11 protein-coding genes are annotated in these 16,732 nt (G+C 70.1%); 3 read left to right on the plus strand and 8 right to left on the minus strand.

What is annotated here, in order from left to right; translation table 11 throughout:
* Nucleotides 1-100: 100 nt before the first annotated feature.
* From C8D87_RS33595 to mraZ, 4 genes are all read right to left on the minus strand, one after another.
* Nucleotides 101-1,969 carry a peptidoglycan D,D-transpeptidase FtsI family protein gene (locus tag C8D87_RS33595; protein WP_233442428.1) on the minus strand — a complete coding sequence of 623 codons (1,869 nt, stop codon included), beginning with the start codon at nt 1,967-1,969 and terminating at the stop codon, nt 101-103.
* A 41-nt stretch (nt 1,970-2,010) separates the two neighbouring features.
* Nucleotides 2,011-2,589 carry a hypothetical protein gene (locus C8D87_RS48170; protein ID WP_112229718.1) on the minus strand — a complete coding sequence of 193 codons (579 nt, stop codon included), beginning with the start codon at nt 2,587-2,589 and terminating at the stop codon, nt 2,011-2,013.
* Nucleotides 2,586-3,539 carry a 16S rRNA (cytosine(1402)-N(4))-methyltransferase RsmH gene (rsmH, locus tag C8D87_RS33605; protein ID WP_112229720.1) on the minus strand — a complete coding sequence of 318 codons (954 nt, stop codon included), beginning with the start codon at nt 3,537-3,539 and terminating at the stop codon, nt 2,586-2,588. The genes C8D87_RS48170 and rsmH overlap by 4 nt, the downstream gene beginning before the upstream one ends.
* Before the next feature lie 165 nt (nt 3,540-3,704).
* Nucleotides 3,705-4,136 (minus strand): division/cell wall cluster transcriptional repressor MraZ, encoded by a 432-nt coding sequence (gene mraZ / locus C8D87_RS33610; protein WP_109633654.1) that lies wholly within the window; start codon nt 4,134-4,136, stop codon nt 3,705-3,707.
* Nucleotides 4,137-4,408: 272 nt separating this feature from the next.
* Between mraZ and C8D87_RS33615 the strand changes: the two genes are divergently transcribed.
* Genes C8D87_RS33615 through C8D87_RS33625 form a run of 3 tightly spaced genes read left to right on the plus strand, consistent with a single transcriptional unit; the run spans nt 4,409 to nt 9,391 of the window.
* The gene (locus C8D87_RS33615; protein WP_407656871.1) at nt 4,409-5,593 is read left to right on the plus strand and encodes an AAA family ATPase; all 1,185 of its coding nucleotides are present in this window, start codon (nt 4,409-4,411) and stop codon (nt 5,591-5,593) included.
* Between the two features lie 2 nt (nt 5,594-5,595).
* A complete protein-coding gene (locus C8D87_RS33620) occupies nt 5,596-6,861 on the plus strand; it encodes a DUF58 domain-containing protein (RefSeq protein ID WP_112229722.1) in 1,266 nt (421 codons plus the stop codon).
* A 1-nt stretch (nt 6,862) separates the two neighbouring features.
* Nucleotides 6,863-9,391, plus strand: a complete 2,529-nt coding sequence (locus C8D87_RS33625) for a transglutaminase family protein (protein ID WP_112229724.1) — start codon at nt 6,863-6,865, stop codon at nt 9,389-9,391.
* Between the two features lie 64 nt (nt 9,392-9,455).
* On the opposite strand, the gene C8D87_RS33630 is transcribed toward C8D87_RS33625, so the two are convergent.
* From C8D87_RS33630 to C8D87_RS33645, 4 genes are all read right to left on the minus strand, one after another.
* Nucleotides 9,456-9,854, minus strand: a complete 399-nt coding sequence (locus tag C8D87_RS33630; RefSeq protein ID WP_109633661.1) for a DUF3040 domain-containing protein — start codon at nt 9,852-9,854, stop codon at nt 9,456-9,458.
* Between the two features lie 872 nt (nt 9,855-10,726).
* Nucleotides 10,727-13,870, minus strand: coding sequence for a S8 family serine peptidase (locus tag C8D87_RS33635; protein ID WP_112229726.1), 3,144 nt, complete (start codon nt 13,868-13,870; stop codon nt 10,727-10,729).
* An 831-nt stretch (nt 13,871-14,701) separates the two neighbouring features.
* Nucleotides 14,702-15,364: a hypothetical protein gene (locus C8D87_RS33640; protein WP_112229728.1), complete on the minus strand. Its 663-nt coding sequence runs from the start codon at nt 15,362-15,364 to the stop codon at nt 14,702-14,704.
* Nucleotides 15,365-15,449: 85 nt separating this feature from the next.
* Nucleotides 15,450-16,724 (minus strand): DNA polymerase IV, encoded by a 1,275-nt coding sequence (locus tag C8D87_RS33645; protein WP_109635128.1) that lies wholly within the window; start codon nt 16,722-16,724, stop codon nt 15,450-15,452.
* Nucleotides 16,725-16,732 lie beyond the last annotated feature (8 nt).

Here is a 16,732-nt window from a genome sequence, read left to right on the forward strand (position 1 = left end):
TCTGGAACAATGAAATCCGCCATTGGCACGCGTGACCGCGTCTCAGATCACTTGCAAAAGAAGCAAGCGTCACCAAGAATGCGCGGCCCACTCGAACGAGCTACATCTGCAGCCGGACGAACGGCGTCTGCTCGGCCGACATCGGCACCTGGAAGCGCTGGGTCAGATACGCGGCGATGTCGTGGAACAGCGGCGCGGCCGAGCCGCTGAACTGGGTGCCGTGCGGCTTGTCCAGCATGATGCCGACGACGTAGCGCGGGTTGTCGGCGGGCAGGATGCCGGCGAAGGTGATCCAGTAGTCGACCTGCGAGTAGCACTTGCAGACCGGGTCGATCTGCTGGGCCGTGCCGGTCTTGCCCGCGATCTGGTAGCCGGGCAGCGCGGCTTGCTTGCCCGTCCCGTTCTGGTTCGCGTCGCGCGGGTCGGTCTGCGCGACGTGGCGGAACATGTCGCGGACGGTCTTGGCGGTCTCCGGAGAAACGACGCGAACGCCTTCTGGGCGCTGCTTCTCGGAGCGCGCGCCCTCTGCACCGATCTCGGCGCGGATCAGGCGCGGCGGAATGCGGACGCCGTCGTTGGCGATGGCCTGGTACATGCCGGTCATCTGCAGCAGCGTCATCGACAGACCCTGGCCGATCGGCAGGTTGCCGAAGGTCGAGCCGGACCACTGGTTCAGCGGCGGCACGACACCGGACTCCTCGGCGGGGACGCCGGAGTTGGTGCGGCGGCCGAGGCCGAACTTCTGCAGCATCTCGGCGTAGCGCTCCTTGCCGACCTCCTGGGCGGCGAGGAGCGTGCCGACGTTGGAGGACTTGGCGAAGACGCCGGTGAACGACATGGGCACGGTGCCGTGCGTCCACGCGTCCTTGATCGTGCGGTCGGCGACCTTCAGCGAGCCCGGCACCTGCAGCACGTCGTCCGGCTTGAAGAGGCCGTACTCGACGGCCGCGGCAGCCGTGACGATCTTGTTCACCGAACCCGGTTCGAACGACGACGCGACCGCGGCGTTGCGGAGCTGGTCCGGGTCGGCCTTGCCGAAGTCCGTCGGGTCGTAGGTCTTGTCGTTGGCCATGGCGATGATCTCGCCGGTGCGGCTGTCGAGGACCACCGCGGAACCGTTGCGGGCGCCCGACTTCTTCGTGTAGTCGGTGACCATCTTCTGCACGGCGTACTGCGTGTCGATGTCGATGGTCAGCTCGAGGCTCTTGCCGGGCAGCGGCTTCACGAGCTCGCGCTCGGTGTTCGGGATGACGAGGGTGTCGTCGCCGGACATCGTGTCGACCACACGGCGGCCCATGCGGCCGGCCAGCACGTTGTCCTGCGCGCTCTCCAGGCCGAGGATGCCCTGCGTGGTCGGCGGCTTCTCCTCCTGGCGCCAGTTCGCGGCGCCGATGATGTTCGACGCCACCTCGCCGTTGGGGTAGATGCGCTTCGAGCGGTACTCGGAGCCGATCTCCGTCGGGTACTTCGCGACGATCTGCGCCGCCTTGGCGGGCTCCGCCTCGCTGACCAGGACCTCGTAGCTGATGTCCTTCACGAGCTGCTGGTAGACGGTTTCCTCGTCGCTCTTCTCCCCGTTGACCTCGGGACCGAGGGTCGACGAGACGAACTTCGCGACCTCACGCATGTGGTCGTCGTACGAGACCGGGTACTTCTCGGGGTCCTTCGCGCGCGCCTCGTCCCACGTCTTGCGGGCACGCTGCGGAAGGATGTAGAGCGCGCGCACCTCGACCGAGAACGCGAGCTGGTTGCCGTTGCGGTCGAGGATCGAGCCGCGCTCGGCGGGGATGTCGAGGCGCGTCGTGCGCTGCTTCTGCGCCTGCTGCGCCAGCTCCGCGGCCTGGATGCCCTGCACCTGCACGAGCTTCACGCCGGCGACCAGCAGCGCGCCGATCAGCAGGATGCGGCCGACCGCGATGCGCAGCCTGCTGTTGCCGCCCAGCCGCGCCGCCGGGCGAGGGCCGCGCACCGACAACGGGCGACGCGGCCCCCTCTGCTGCGGACCCGGCATCAGCCACCCGCCGGAGGAGTCTGGTTGCCGGCGGGTGGTGGCTGCTGACCCGCGGGTGGCTCGGCGGACGGCGGCGGCGCGGGCGTCGACCTGGTCGGCGCGCTCGGCTTGCCGAACTCCTCGATCGAGCCGTCCGGGTTCTGCCGCAGCCGCGCCGGGTTCGACGGCTCGACGAGGCCCATCTCGGCGGCCCGGCGCGCGAGGTCCGTCGGCGACTCGAGCAGCGCCACCTCACGGCGCAACTGCTCCATCCGCAACGTCAGCTTCTCCGCCTCCGCCTTCGCCTCCTGGAGGCGGTAGGTGTCGGCGGCGGCCTGGGTCGAGAAGTACATGATCCCGGCGACGCCCGCGCCCAGCACGAGCATCACCAGCACGACGAACGGCGCCTTCGACACCTGCTTCTGCTGCGGCGCGGCGGCACCGCCCCGCAGGTTCTGGGCGCGCTGGGCCCGGCGGGCGTAGGCACGTTCGGCACCGGCGGTCCGCCGCCGCGCCCTGTCGTGCTCCTCCGTCTTCTTCTGCGTCTTCTTGGAGGGGTCGCGGGGCGACGGCCCGCCGACCCTCGCGGGTGCCGTCATCTCGGTTCTCCGATCCGTTCCGCCGCCCGCAGCCGCACCGGCGCCGCGCGCGGGTTGTCCTCTATCTCCTGCTCGGTCGCGAGCTCCGCGCCCTTCGTGAGCAGCTTGATCTCCGGCCCGTGGCCGGGCAGCTCGACGGGCAGGCCCGGCGGCGTCTTGGACTTCGCCAGCTCCGCGAACGCCTGCTTCACCATCCGGTCCTCGAGGGACTGGTACGACTCGACGACGATCCGCCCGCCCATGCCCAGCACACCCAGGGCGGCCGGGAGCGCGAGCCGCAACGACTCCAGCTCGCCGTTGACCTCGATCCGCAGCGCCTGGAACGTGCGCTTCGCCGGATGCCCGCCCGTGCGCCGGGAAGCCGCCGGCACCACCGCGTAGAGCAGCTCGACGAGCCGTCCGGAGTTGGTGAACGGTTCCTTCTCGCGTTCCCTGAGCACCGCGGAGGCGATCTTGCCCGCGAACCGCTCCTCGCCGTAGGTGGAGAGGATCCGCGCGAGGTCGCCGTGCGAGTACGTGTTGAGCACGTCCGCCGCCGTCATCCCGGTGCCCTTGGACATCCGCATGTCGAGCGGGGCGTCCTTCGAGTAGGCGAACCCGCGCTCCTCCTCGTCCAGCTGCAACGAGGACACGCCGAGGTCCATCAGCACACCGTCCACACGCGAGTGACCGAGGTCGTGCACGGCCTCGGCGATGTGGTCGTAGGTGACGTTGACCAGATGAACGCGGTCACCGTGGCGGGCGAGCCGCTTTCCGGCCATCTCGATGGCCTGCGGGTCGCGGTCGAGCCCGATGAGCGTGAGTTCGGGGTGCGCGCTCAACAGCGCGTCGGAGTGACCGCCCATGCCGAGCGTCGTGTCGACGACGACGGCGGGCTTGCCGGAGAGCGCTGGAGCGAAGAGTTCCAGGACGCGGTCCAGCAGCACCGGAACGTGCCGCGGCTGATCCATCGTCCCTCTACTCCCCTGATGCGCGTTCGGGTGACGTCAGGTCCCCGCCCGCCCGTCGAACCTGGCGCCGGGGAAGGTGCGCCAGGGCCGATAGTCGAGCGGACCGAGGCCTCACGGCACCCGAATCGCGGTGGAACATCCGGCCTGTTGCTCGGCTGACCGCCATCAGAAGACGCCCGGTATGACCTCCTCGCGAGCCTCGGCGTAGCCGTCCTCGTGCTCCTCGAGGTAGGTCTGCCAGGCCTGCGCGTCCCAGATCTCCATCCTGGTGAACGCGCCGACGACCACGCACTCCTTGGTCAACCCGGCATACCGGCGCAGTTCCGGTGCGATCAGAACGCGGCCCTGACCGTCCGGACGCTGCTCGTCCGTACCCGCGAACAGATAACGCTGATAGGCGCGTACGGCGTCGTTGGTGAACGGCGCCTCGGCGACCTTCCTCGCCATCTGCTCGAACTCAGCCCGGGGAAACACGTACAGGCAGTGGTCCTGGCCCTTGGTGACCATGAGACCTCCCGCCAGTTCGTCCCGGAACTTCGCAGGCAGTGTCAGCCGACCCTTGTCGTCCAGGCGCGGGTAGTGAGTGCCGAGGAACACGGCATCCACCTCCCTTGCCGGGCGACGGACCGGCAGCGGGGCCCCCGTCTGCCCCACCGGCCGCCACAGTACCCCACTTTTCACCACAGTCAACGCTGAAACAGGTGTTTACACACCAACTCGTGACCCGTTTTTGCAGGTAGATCGAGTGGACAGGCGTGGGGGGACGGTGGGGGAGCTGGTCAAGCTCCACCTTCGCGGGTGAGGGTTCAGCGCCGATTTGCCACTCGAACGGCCTAGAAATTTCGGCCAAAACGCGGGGTAGGCACGCGATGGTGGGGGAAGGTGGAAACTGGTGGAGCGAACCCGATGTAGCCCGCAGGTGTAGGGCACTTAGCCGTGGTTTGACACACTGCGTGAAACGCTCACACGTCCGTGTTCCGGACACGGCTGCTGGAGGTTTAGTGACACCGGGAAGCCCAAGCGCGAACAGTCACGCGCCGGTCGATCAGATCCTGGGAGAGTTGCACGGCGCCGTCCAGCGGATCGCCGCCAACGTCGAACGGGTACTCGTCGGCAAACCCGACGTGGTCCGTCTCGCCCTGGTGACGCTGCTCGCCGAGGGGCACCTGCTCGTGGAGGACGTGCCAGGCGTCGGCAAGACCTCGCTGGCGAAAGCGCTTGCCCGTTCGATCGACTGCACCGTGAGCCGCGTGCAGTTCACGCCGGACCTGTTGCCCAGCGACATCACCGGCTCGTCCATCTACAACCGGCAGGAGAACGACTTCGAGTTCCGGCCGGGACCCATCTTCGCGAACATCGTCGTCGGCGACGAGATCAACCGCGCCTCCCCCAAGACGCAGTCGGCGCTCCTGGAGTGCATGGAGGAGCACCAGGTCACGGTCGACGCGAACACGTACCCGCTGGGTTCGCCGTTCATGGTGATCGCGACGCAGAACCCGATCGAGATGGAGGGCACCTACGCCCTGCCCGAGGCGCAGCGCGACAGGTTCACCACGCGACTGTCGATCGGCTACCCGGACCCGGCGGCCGAGCTCGCGATGGTCGACGAGCACGCGGGCCACAACCCGCTCGACGACCTGCGTCCGGTCTCGGACGCGGCCCAGGTGCTGCGGTTGATCGAGGCCGTGCGCCGGGTGCACCTCTCCCCGGAGGTGCGCCGGTACGCCGTCGAGCTGGTGTCGGCCACGCGCCGTCTGCCGGAGCTGCGGCTGGGCGCGTCGCCGCGGTCCACGTTGCACCTCGTGCGCGCCGCACGGGCACAAGCCGCGCTGGCCGGCCGTGACTTCGTGGTGCCGGACGACATCCACGCGATCGCGATCCCGGTGCTCGCGCACCGGCTCGTGATGACCGCGGAGGCGCAGGCCGCCCGCCGGTCGCCCGCCGAGCTGATCAGGGCGCTGTTGCAACGGGTGCCGGTGCCGACGGCCGCTCTCGATCCGAATGCCGCCTTCGTCCGCAGCATGAGCAACAACAACGCAGGGACGCCACGCTAACGATGCGAACAGCACTCTCCGGTCTGACCACGCGCGGACGATGCTTGCTGGCCGCGGGGTTCGCCGCCGGAGTGTGCGCCGCGGTGCTGAACGAACGCGACCTGCTGAGGGTCGCCGCCTTCGTGATCGCGCTGCCCCTGCTGGCCGCGTGGCTCGCGACGAGGGCCAGGGTCGGGCTGCACGCCGCCCGGTTCCTCGCGCCGAGCCGCGTGCCGGTCGGGGCGGCGTCGGAGGTGAAGCTCGACCTGCGCAGCACCGGCCGGTTGCCGACGGGCGGGCTGATGCTGGAGGACACCGTGCCGTACGCGCTGGGCGCGCGGCCGCGGTTCCTGGTGGAGCGGTTGCCGCGCAACACGCCCACGACGTTGCGCTACCCGCTCAAGCCGGTCATGCGCGGCATCCAGCAGGTCGGCCCGCTGATGGCGCGGATCACCGACCCGTTCGGCCTCGCGGAGTTCGACCGCGAGCTGGCCGGGCGGTCGCGCCTGGTGGTGGTGCCGCGGGTCGTGCGGCTGTCTGGTCTGCCCGGCGGGTCCGGCATGGGCGCGGGCGATGACGGCTCGGTGCGGCTGCGGGCCGGTCAGGGCGAGGACGACGCGGTGGTGCGCCCGTACCGCCACGGCGACGACCTGCGGAAGGTCCACTGGCGGTCCACGGCCCGCCGCGACGAGCTGATGGTGCGCGTCGAGGAACGCCCGTGGCGCGGCGGCACGACCGTGCTGCTCGACCACCGGGTGCACGCTCACCGCGGCAGCGGGCCGACGGCGTCGCTCGAGTGGGCGATCTCGTTCGTGGCGTCGATCTGCCTGCACCTGCACCACTTCGGGCACCAGGTGCGCCTGGTCTCCGAGGACGGGCGGGTGCTCGCGGGCGGGTCGTCCGACGGCGGGCACAGCGACCACGTGGTGCTGGACTCGCTGGCGGCGCTGCAGGGCTCGCACCGGCGTGAGCTGAGCGCCGGCATCGACCCCGGTGCGGGCCAGGAGGTCATCGCGGTGCTGGGCGGTGTGTCACCGGCATCGGTGGAAGAGCTGATCAGGTACCGGCCGCGCGGCATGCGCAGCCTGGCCGTGCTGCTGGACGTGAACGCGTGGGCCGGCGGCTCGGACCCCACCGCGCCCGATCCTGAGGACGCGCGGCGGTTGCTGGGCAGCGCGGGCTGGGGCGTGGCGATCGCCCGGCCGTCGGCGTCGATGCAGCAGGTGTGGCAGGAGTTGTGCGCCTCGGCCAGCCACCGAGGGCCGTCCATGCGCTCGGAGGTGGGCTGAGATGGGGTCCCGTTCCGCTCCCGCGAAGGCCACGGAGCCCGAGTGGTTCACCTCGGCCACGCCGTGGATCGCCGCGCTGGCCGTGCTGTGCGCGTCGACGGCGCTGTCCGGTGTGATCGAGGGCGACCTGTGGCTGGTGCGCATCGGCGTGGTGATCGTCGCGATCACCGTGACCGGCGCGTTCCTGCGAGCGACCAGGCTTACCCCGCCGCTGGTCGCGATCGCCCAGGTCTTCGTGCTGTTGTGCCTGCTCACGGCCTTGCACACGAGGTCGGGCATCTTCCTGTTCATCCCCGGCCCCGACGCGCTGGGCGAGCTGGGCGACGTGCTCGCGGAGTCCGTCGCGCAGGTGCAGACCGGGGTGCCGCCGGTGCACGCGACGCCGGCGATCCAGGCGCTCGTGGTGCTGGCGATCGGCCTGGTCGCGGTGCTGGTCGACACGCTGGCCGTCGCGGCCGCGGCGCCGGCGGCGTCCGGGCTGGTGCTGCTGTGCGTGTTCGCGGTGCCCGCGTCGCTGGCCGACGAGATGCTGCCGTTCTGGACGTTCATCCTGGGCGCCGCGGCGTTCGCGATGCTGCTCGCGGTCGACGGCCAGCACCGGCACGAGGCGTGGCGGGGCAGGCTCGGGTCCGGCTCGGCGAGCGGATCGGGTGGTTCGGCGACCACGGTGGCGAGCATCGCGATGGTGATCGCGTTGATCGTCGGCGCGGGCTTCACGATCGTCGGCACGGTCGGCCGGCTGCCGATGAGCGGCAGCGGAGGCGGCGGCAAGGGCGGCATCGGGCTGAGCGAGATGACGTCGTTGCGCGGCATGCTCAACCGCGGCAAGACCGCCGAGGTGTTCTACGTGCGCGGCCTGCCGGAGCAGACCTACCTGCGCGCGACCACGCTGGCGAAGTACGTGCCGGACAAGGGCTGGGAGCGCGGCACCGACCCCGGCGGCCAGCCCGCGCGCGGCGAGCTGCCGCCCCAGGCGGGTGACCGCGGCGAGGGCAAGACGACGCGGATCGACATCGAGCCGCGCGACTGGCGGAGCTTCTGGCTGCCGACCTACGGCGCAGTCCGCCGCATCGACACGCCGGACGACGACTACCGCTTCGACGTGAAGAAGGGCGTGATCTTCAGTCAGCGGGAGCGGGAGCCGGAACCGTACGTGATCGACACGGTGCTCTCGACCCCCACGAAGCAGGCGCTGCGCCTGACACCGGACTCGAAGAACGTGGTCGACGCCGAGTACTACAAGTTCGAGGGCGTCGAACAGCCGGTGATCGACCTCGCGAACAAGGTCGTCGAGGGTGCCACCAACAACTTCGACAAGGCCGCCGCGCTGTCCGCGTTCTTCAACAGCCCGACCAGCGGTTTCAAGTACGACCTCAAGACCCAGGGCGACGTCACGAGGGACGCGCTGACCGACTTCGTGACCCGCAGCAAGGTCGGCTACTGCGAGCAGTACGCCTCCGCGATGGCCGTGATGGCCCGCGTGGTGGGCCTGCCGTCCCGGGTCGCGATCGGCTTCACCGCCGGTGTCGCGTCCGCGGACAACTCTCACCGCGTGATCAGCACGGACGACGCGCACGCGTGGGTCGAGATCTTCTTCCCGAACCACGGCTGGATGACCTTCGACCCGACCCCGGTCAACGACGGCCGCGGCGTCGTGCCGCCGTACCTGCGGGAGACCTCGCCGGGAGCCGACGAGCAGCCGACCGCCGAGACGAAGACCGAGACCGTGACACCGTCCGCCAGCGGGTCGGCCCAGCCGTCCGCCCCGGCCGACGGCGAGGACGACGCCGGCAACCCGTCCCTGGCCGCGCCGGAGGACACCTCGAAGGACTGGATCCCGTACGCGCTGGTCGCCGCCATCGTGCTCGCGGTGGTCGTCCGGCTGCTGCGCATGTTCAAGGTCGGGAGCAACGTCACGCCGGGAGAGCGGCGTCCCGACTCCTCCGGCCCGCGCGAGGCACCCGGACCGAAACGCACCGGACCGATGGCCGTGCTGCGGAGGGTGAGTGGCCCGCTCTCGATGGTGCTGTGGGCGGTTGTGCTGCTGCTGGCGGTGGCGTGGCTGTCGTACATCCTCATGACGGTCGTACTGCTGCTGCTCGCCGCGACCACCCCTGCGGCGATCCGTGCGCTGCGCCGGCGCAACCGGTTGCACGAGGTCGCCCGGCTCGGTCCGGGTGCGGCCACCGCTGCCTGGAGCGAGCTCATGGCGGAGTCGATCGACCGCGGCGCACCCGTGCCGTCGGCCGAGACGATCCGCACGGCCGCCCGGCGGCTGGCACGCGAGCACAACCTCGACGAGGCGGGCAAGGACGGCCTGCGCCTGGTGATCGGCGCGATCGAACGCTCCTGGTACAGCGCGAACCCGGCGGCCGACCCCGCACTGCCCGGCGCGCTGGCCGCGGTGCGACAGTCGTTGCGACAGAACGCTCCGCTGTCGTGGCGGGCGCGGCTGTTCCCGAAGTCGGTGCTCAAGCCGTCGCCCGCACCGGTGGCGGAGACGCCGGAGCGGGAAGCCGTCCCGGTCTAGGCACCACGAGCAAAAGGCCCGCTCCCTCTCGGGGGCGGGCCTTTTGCTCGTGGCTCTTGAAGGCTCACTGCTCCTCGTCGAAGCGACGACGGAAGCGCTCCTCCATCCGTTCGGAGAACGAGCTGCGGCTGCGTGTGGGCTTGCCGTCTTCCTGCGTCCCCTCGGCGACCTGGTCACCGCGACGCAGCGTCGTCAGGGTGATGAGCACACCGAAGAACATGAGCAAGAAGCCGAAGACGCTCACGACGGGGATCCCGACGATGGCGAGCTTCGACAGGAAGCTCACACCGGCGACGAGCGCCGCCATACCAACGACGAACAACACGATGCCCTGTACACGGCGCCGCTTGGACGGCCGCCGCAACTTGGCGCCTCGTACGGTGGATGCGAACTTCGGGTCTTCGGCGTAGAGCGCGCGCTCAATCTGGTCGAGCAGTCGCTGCTCGTGCTCGGAGAGTGGCATCGTTCCTCCTCCGGCACAGCGGTCGCGGGCGCCGGGTGTTCTCGGTTTCCGCCGAACCCGGCGGACGACCCACCCTGGGGACGTCACCCTCCAGGATACGATCCGCGCGCCCCGGCGACTACCCAGTGGGCCTTCTCATACGGTCGGTTCTGTCACCATCATCCTCCTGGGGCAGTGGTGAGGCCTTCGTGAGGCACTTTCACGGCCCCGCACCCGCGCTTTCACGCCTGAATCGGCGGCGGGAGCCGCCCGCGACGACCCCGGCCGCACGACCGATCGTCTCGTCTACGCCGGTTCCGAGCAGGCGTGACCGGCTGGCTCCCCGTCGCCGTGCCCCGATCGTGCCGCGCTTCGACACCTGCCGGGGTGTCCAGGGCCGGTGATCCCAGCCGTCGGTTCGTTCTTCGGTGGCGGCGACGCCGCCCGGAGCCTCCGGCGACAGAACGTGAGCTTGCCGGGTTGATCGTCTCGATTCGCGGCCGGGGCGCAGCACGTTGTAGATGCCAGAGCCAGGCCCGCGTATGACCCGGCTCGTCAAGGCCCACGCAACCACGCCGGAACGCGCCCCACCCGCGCTGGCGACCACCCCGCTGGAACCCGGCGCCAGCCCACCCCAGCCGAACCGCGCGCAGCACAATCCCAAGCGCACAACCAGACCAAGCGCACGGCGCGCCCACGCGCATCGCACCACCAAGCGGCACCGCACTGCACAAGCCCAAAAATGTCAGACCCGCAGACCATGCTGGATTCTGGGGGTTCCCAGGCCCTGTGAGGCCGGAGCGCGGAGCCCCCGAATCCGATGCTGGTCAGCGGGTCTGACACTCTCGGTCAATCAGTTGATCGGTTGGGTCGTTGATCAGCAGATCACTTGATCAGGCCGCGATCTTGTAGGCGCGGATGATCGTCACCTCGCCGGTGTTGCCGGCGGCGTCGGTGGTCTTGGCGCGCAACGAAGCGAACTTCGCGCCGTTGGGGTGCTTCACGATCGCCTTGTCGCCGGCGACCGGGACCTGCTGCCAGGTGGCGCCGTCGTCGAAGGAGACCTCGACGGTGACGCGCTTGACCTTCGGCGTGTTCTGCTGCTGTTCGACCTTCAGCGGGACGACGAGGACGCGGCCGTGGGCGGTGTCCTGGTCGTCGAGCTCGGGCAGGAAGCGGACCACCGAGAGCGGCAGGTGCGTCACGTCGGTGGTGTGCTTGGCCTTGAAGGTCCAGGCGCCGCTTACCTTCGTGGACACCTCGGCAGTGCGGCTGTGCTCCATCTCCGCCCGGTAGGAGCCTTCGGCTGCCGGGACGTCGAAGATGGCGCCCGGCTGGGCCTGCTCGCCGAGCTTGGTGCCGTTGTGGAACAGCGTGGTCTTCGCGGTGCCGACGCCGACCCTGCCCTCGCCGCCGTTGTTGTCGGTGAAGAGCGGGACCCTGACGGCGATCTGGTCCTCGAGCCGCGCCAGGCCGAAGCTGGGTGCGGACGGTACGGACGGGCCGAGGACGGCCTTGCCGAACGCCTGCGTGTACTTCCTGCCGCCCTTGAAGGTGCCGGCCGGGGTTTCGGTCGAGTACTCGCTGGCGTTGTCCGGGGCAGTGCGGTCGTAGATCCAGCTCCACTTGCCGCCGGTGGTCGTGACGTAGTCGACTGCCCGGCCGTTGTCGGGCACCGGCGTGAACCAGCCGAAGCCGCCGCTGCCGTCGGACGGGTGGGGCATGGCCGCGACGCCGTGGCGGTAGCCCTCGCCCGCCGGACGGAAGGTGCTCGTCATCTCGGCGAGCTCATTTGCCTTGGCCGTGCGTTCGAAACCGGTGGGCATGCCGCGCTCGGTCCACATCAGGCGGTAGCTGACCGGCGTCTTCTCGTCGCGGGGCGTGCCCTGGAACTGCTCGGCCAGCGTCGTGCTGAAGCCCGGCGTGGCCGGACCGAGCTGTGCGGTGAACACGCGGCCTTCCAGGCCGTCGAAGAACAGCCAGCCAGAGCCGTACGGCTGGCCCGCGACCTTGGTGCTGTACGAGATCGTGCCGATGATGCCCTTGGCCGCCGGATCCGGGGTCTTGAGCGCGACCGGCTTGGCCTTGCGCGCGTCGACGGTGATCGCGGTCTTGCCGGTCACCTGGAAGCTGGGCTGCACCAGGAACAGGACCTTGCGGTCCTCCGTGATGACCGCGCTGTCCACGATGTACTCGCCCTTGGGCAGGCGGATGTTCTCCGCCTGGGTCGAGTAGCCCTTACCGGTCTTGGTGTTGATGAACACCGTGCCGTGGTCGGCCGTCGGGTTGCCGTCGAGACCCAGCACCGAGACGCCGACGTCGTAGCTCTCGACCTCGCGGTTGACGCTGATCAGCGTGCGCTGCCCGTTCGACGCGACGACCGCTCCGCTGTAGGCGCCGTCGACCGCGTTCACCTTGGTGTCAGCGGTGATCGTGGCCTTGGCCTCGCCGCCCGCGGGCACGGTGAGCTTCGCCGGGGACACCGCGAACAGACCGGCGGGCGCGGGCTTGCCGTCCGGCCCGGTGACGTCGACGGTCAGGTCGAGCGTGAGCGCGTCCTTGCCGGCGTTGCGGTAGGTGACCTCGCGGACGACCTTCTGGTCGTCGTCGTGCGGCCACTGCTGCACGCCGAAGTTGATGTTGGCGGGCTCGGAGATCACCTGCTGCGCCAGCATCTTCGGCACGTCGACACGACCCGTGCCCTGGTCGAACGGCTTCAGCGCCGGGTTGGCCTTCGCCGACGCCATGATCGTCGCCTTGAGCCGCGTGCCGGTCCAGTCCGGGTGCCGCTGCTTGAGCAGCGCGACGACGCCCGCGACGTGCGGGGTGGCCATCGACGTGCCCGACATCGCGACGTGTCCCTGCGTTCCGGCCTCGGCCGCAACGATGTCGACGCCGGGTGCGGTGACGTCCGGCTTCACCGCACCGTCCGCCGCGGGGCCACGGCTCGAGAACGACGCGATGCCGTCGTTGCGGTCCACCGCGCCGACGGTCAGCGCAGACTCGGCACTGCCGGGCGAGCCGATGGTCTCCGGCCGCCCCGCGTTGCCCGCCGCGATGACGAACAGCGCGCCGGTCTGCGCGGAGATCCGGTTGACGGCCTCCTCGATCGGGTCGATCTCCGGGGTATCACCTCCACCCAGGCTCATGTTGATGACGTGCGCGCCCTGCTCGGCCGCCCACTGCATGCCGCCGAGAATCGCCGACTCGGTGCAGCCACCCGGCTGGCACACCTTGCCGTCGAGAATCTCGGCGTCCGGCGCGACACCGCGGTACTTCTCGCCCTTGCTGGCGATCGTCGACGCGACGTGCGTGCCGTGGCCGACCTCGTCGGTGGCGTCCGGCGAGGTCGTGAAGTTCTTCTCCGCGACCTGCCTGCCCTGCAGGTCCGGGTGCTTCTCGTCAACGCCCGTGTCGAGCACGGCGACCTTCACGCCCTTGCCGGTGACCCCGGCCTGCCACGCCTCGGGCGCGCCGATCTGCTTGGTGCTGCGGTCGAGCGTCACCTTGCGGACGCCGTCGAGCCACACCTTCTCGACCGCGCCACCGCGCAGCGACTCCCAGGCGCTGCCCGACTTCTCGGCCGCACCCGTCACCAGATCGGCCACGGACTCCTTGCCGCTCAACGCCGCGATACCCGACCGTGCGCCCGCCGCCGGCCGCACGATCACAGGGACGGTGTTGCGTCGCGCGTCGTCGTAGCCGAACTCCACCAACGACGTCACGTCGAACAGCCGCGGGTCGAGCTTCCCGTTGGCCACCAACCCGACCGCGTCCGCGGGCACGACGTGCTGGTGCCCGTTCTGCGTGTAGGTGCGCACGGCGAGCTTCTCCCGGCCGGGCCCCGGTACGTATCGCACGACCCGGTTGCCCACCAGTTCCACCCGGTCACCGGTGATCAGCGTGACGCTTTGGCCTCGCTCTCCCGATGCCGGTTCTCCCGCGTGTGCGACAGCCGCCGTTGCCGTGGTGACAAGGCCTGCCGACAGTGCGAGCGCGGTGATCCCCCGACGGGCACCTCGCTGTCCTGCTCTCACTGGGTACCTCCAGTGCTCGATGAGGTGATGCCCGAGTGACCGTAGGGATACTCAGCGTCACCGCACCTCCCTCTGGGGGCCGGAGGTGTTGTTACAGAACTCATCCCGCAGACGTACGCGAAAAGACCGATCGACCGGTTGACACCCGCGCTCGTTCAGCCGCTCTGGCGTCACCTCCCATCGTGTTCACACTGGTCAGAGACTTGATCTCATTTGGGCCGCCGTGCACGGGCAAGGCCACACCCGCCGCACGGGTTCCGTCAGTGCCCGGATGGCGCGATGCCGGGGTCGCGCCCTCGGACTTCCGTTGCGGGACAACGCCGTCAGCCGACCTCCAGCAGGACACGGGCAGCGGAGTACGGCGTTCCATCACCGCACGCTCCAACTGGCGAGCACGCGACTCGCCCAGGAGCTTGCGGGCCAGGGCGGTACCGCGCGCCGAGGTCAGGGCCAGTGCACAAGGCCTGAGCACCGCCCACAGGCACAGACTCGCCGGACGAGTCCCGTCAGTGCCCGGATGGCGCGACACCGGGCTCACGCCCTCCGACTTCCGTTGCGAGACAACGCCGTCAGCCAACCCCCACCGGAACACGCGCCGCCGACACGGCCAACGGGGTCGGGCGCTCCATCACCGCACGCCCCAACTGGCGGGCACGCGATTCGCCCAGGGGCTTGCGGGCCAGGGCAGCGCCACGCGCCGAAGCCAGGGCGAGCGTGCGCAGAACCTGAGCACCGCGCACAGGCAAAGCCACCCACCGGACGAGTTCCGGCAGAGCCCGGCCAACGCGACGCGGGGTCGCGCCCTCCGACTTCCGTCGCGGGACAACGCCGTCAGCCAACCCCCACCGGAACACGCGCCGCCGGCACGGGCAGCGGGGTGCGGCGCTCCATCACCGCACGCTCCAGCTGACGGGCGCGGGACTCGCCCAGCAGCTTGCGGGCCAGGGCGGTACCGCGCGCCGGGGCCAGGGCCAGTTCTGCGCGCAGGGCCTGGGCGCCTACGAAGTGGCTCACCTCCTCGAGGATGGTCTTGGTGTCCGGGATCGACTTGGTGCGGCGGACGGCGTCGATCGCGGCTCGTTCCAGCGGGGCCGTGTGGAAGCCGCGGCGGATGACCGGCTTCGGCAGGCGGTCGGTGTGTTCCACTCGCAGGGCGCCGTAGCCCATGGCTCTGGAGCGGCGTGGGGCCAGGACGTGGATCGGGCCCAGCAGCGGGATCGCGGACTTCATGCCGTGCAGGCACAGGGCGTCGAAGGCGGTGAGCATGGAGCCTTCGCCCGCGTACATGAGGGCCGCGTGGACCAGCTGGGTGCGGCTGGGGCCCGCTCGGCTCAGGAGCACGATGCCGGGTAGCAGGCGTTGCCAGGGGCCGCCCGGCCGGCAGCGGGACTCCACCAGGGACGAGGTCAGTCCTATGTGGAGCAGGGCGGCCGCGGGAGCTACCCGGTGGTCGAAGAGGGTGCCCAGGGCTTCGAGGTCGATGGGGTGGCGCATGGGTTCATGGTGGGGCGGGTGGACCGGGGGTGATCCGGGTGGAGTGGAAGTTGTGGACAACTTCCGGGTTGTGGACAGGTCGCGATCACTCAGGCTTCGGATCGAACTCGGCTGTCCTTTCCGGACTGTTGCCGAGGAGGGAGGCTGGGCGGACCGCCAGCGAGCCGAAGCGGGAACGGGCCTGGTCAGCGGCTTGCTCGGCTTCGCGCCAGCCGCGTTCCGGGGCGTCGAAGATCAGTTGCTGGGCGGAGTCGGCGTTGTCAAGGCCCTCTATTCGGACGCCGATCAGGCGGACCGCGCCGGGCGGCACCTGGGTGTCCAGGAGGTCGGCCGCGGTGCGGTAGATCTCCTGGGTCACGTCGGTGGCGACGGGCAGCGTCCGTGAGCGGGTGATCGTCGTGAAGTCCGAGAAGCGGACCTTGATGGACACCGTTCGACCGTGCAGACCCTTGGCGCGCAACGAACCCGCGGACCGCTCGGACAGACGGAGCAACTCGCGGCGAAGCAACTCGCGGTCGTAGTGGTCGACCTCGAAGGTCTCCTCGGCGCCGATCGACTTCTCGCGCGACACGGGCACCACCGCGCGGTCGTCGACACCGGCGGCGAGAGCGAACAAGTGCTCCGCGAGAGCGACACCGATCATGCGACGCAGCCGGGGCAGCGGTGTCGCGGCGACGTCGGCGACGGTCTCCAAGCCCAGTTCTTCAAGGCGCGCAGCGGTTTTCTGTCCCACGCCCCACAGCGCGGACACCGGCAACGGGTGCAGGAAGTCCAGAGCGGCAGTAGAAGGCACGACCATCATGCCGTCGGGCTTGCACATGCCAGAAGCGAGCTTCGCGAGGAACTTCGTCGACGCCACGCCCACCGAGCACGTGACCGAATACTCGGCGAACACCCGAGACCTGATCAGCTCCCCCACACCGCCGGGCGTGAGGCCCAGGCGGCGAAGCGCACCACCCACGTCGAGGAACGCCTCGTCGAGCGACAGCGGCTCCACCAGCGGCGTGATGTCGCGGAAGATCGCCATGACCCCGCGCGAAACCTCCTGGTAGAGGTCGAACTGCGGCGGCAGGTACACGGCGTGGGGCGCCAGGCGGCGAGCGTGTGCCGTCGGCATCGCCGAGCGGACGCCGTACTCGCGAGCCAGGTAGTTGGCGGAACAGACGACACCGCGGCCGCCGACCCCTCCGACCACGACGGGCACCGAAGCGAGCTCAGGGCGTTCGCGGATCTCCACAGACGCGTAGAAGGCGTCCATGTCGACGTGCAGCATCCGGCAGCCCGTGTCATCGGGCCAGACGCCATCACGAGCACGGAACCGATCGCGCAGGCCGCGTGGCAGGTTCGCACTGCGACCCATGTACACCC

Origin of the sequence: Lentzea atacamensis (assembly GCF_003269295.1) — a bacterium.
In the GTDB taxonomy this organism is placed as follows: Bacteria; Actinomycetota; Actinomycetes; order Mycobacteriales; family Pseudonocardiaceae; genus Lentzea; species Lentzea atacamensis.

What these genes read in the sequence shown, in the direction of transcription:
- C8D87_RS48170 (WP_112229718.1), bottom strand. Translation starts at nt 2,589, where the DNA reads ATGACGGCACCCGCGAGGGTCGGCGGGCCGTCGCCCCGCGACCCCTCC.
- rsmH (WP_112229720.1), bottom strand. Translation starts at nt 3,539, where the DNA reads ATGGATCAGCCGCGGCACGTTCCGGTGCTGCTGGACCGCGTCCTGGAA.
- C8D87_RS33615 (WP_407656871.1), top strand. Translation starts at nt 4,409, where the DNA reads ATGGTGGGGGAAGGTGGAAACTGGTGGAGCGAACCCGATGTAGCCCGC.
- C8D87_RS33620 (WP_112229722.1), top strand. Translation starts at nt 5,596, where the DNA reads ATGCGAACAGCACTCTCCGGTCTGACCACGCGCGGACGATGCTTGCTG.
- C8D87_RS33625 (WP_112229724.1), top strand. Translation starts at nt 6,863, where the DNA reads ATGGGGTCCCGTTCCGCTCCCGCGAAGGCCACGGAGCCCGAGTGGTTC.
- C8D87_RS33630 (WP_109633661.1), bottom strand. Translation starts at nt 9,854, where the DNA reads ATGCCACTCTCCGAGCACGAGCAGCGACTGCTCGACCAGATTGAGCGC.
- C8D87_RS33640 (WP_112229728.1), bottom strand. Translation starts at nt 15,364, where the DNA reads ATGCGCCACCCCATCGACCTCGAAGCCCTGGGCACCCTCTTCGACCAC.
- C8D87_RS33645 (WP_109635128.1), bottom strand. Translation starts at nt 16,724, where the DNA reads ATGGGTCGCAGTGCGAACCTGCCACGCGGCCTGCGCGATCGGTTCCGT.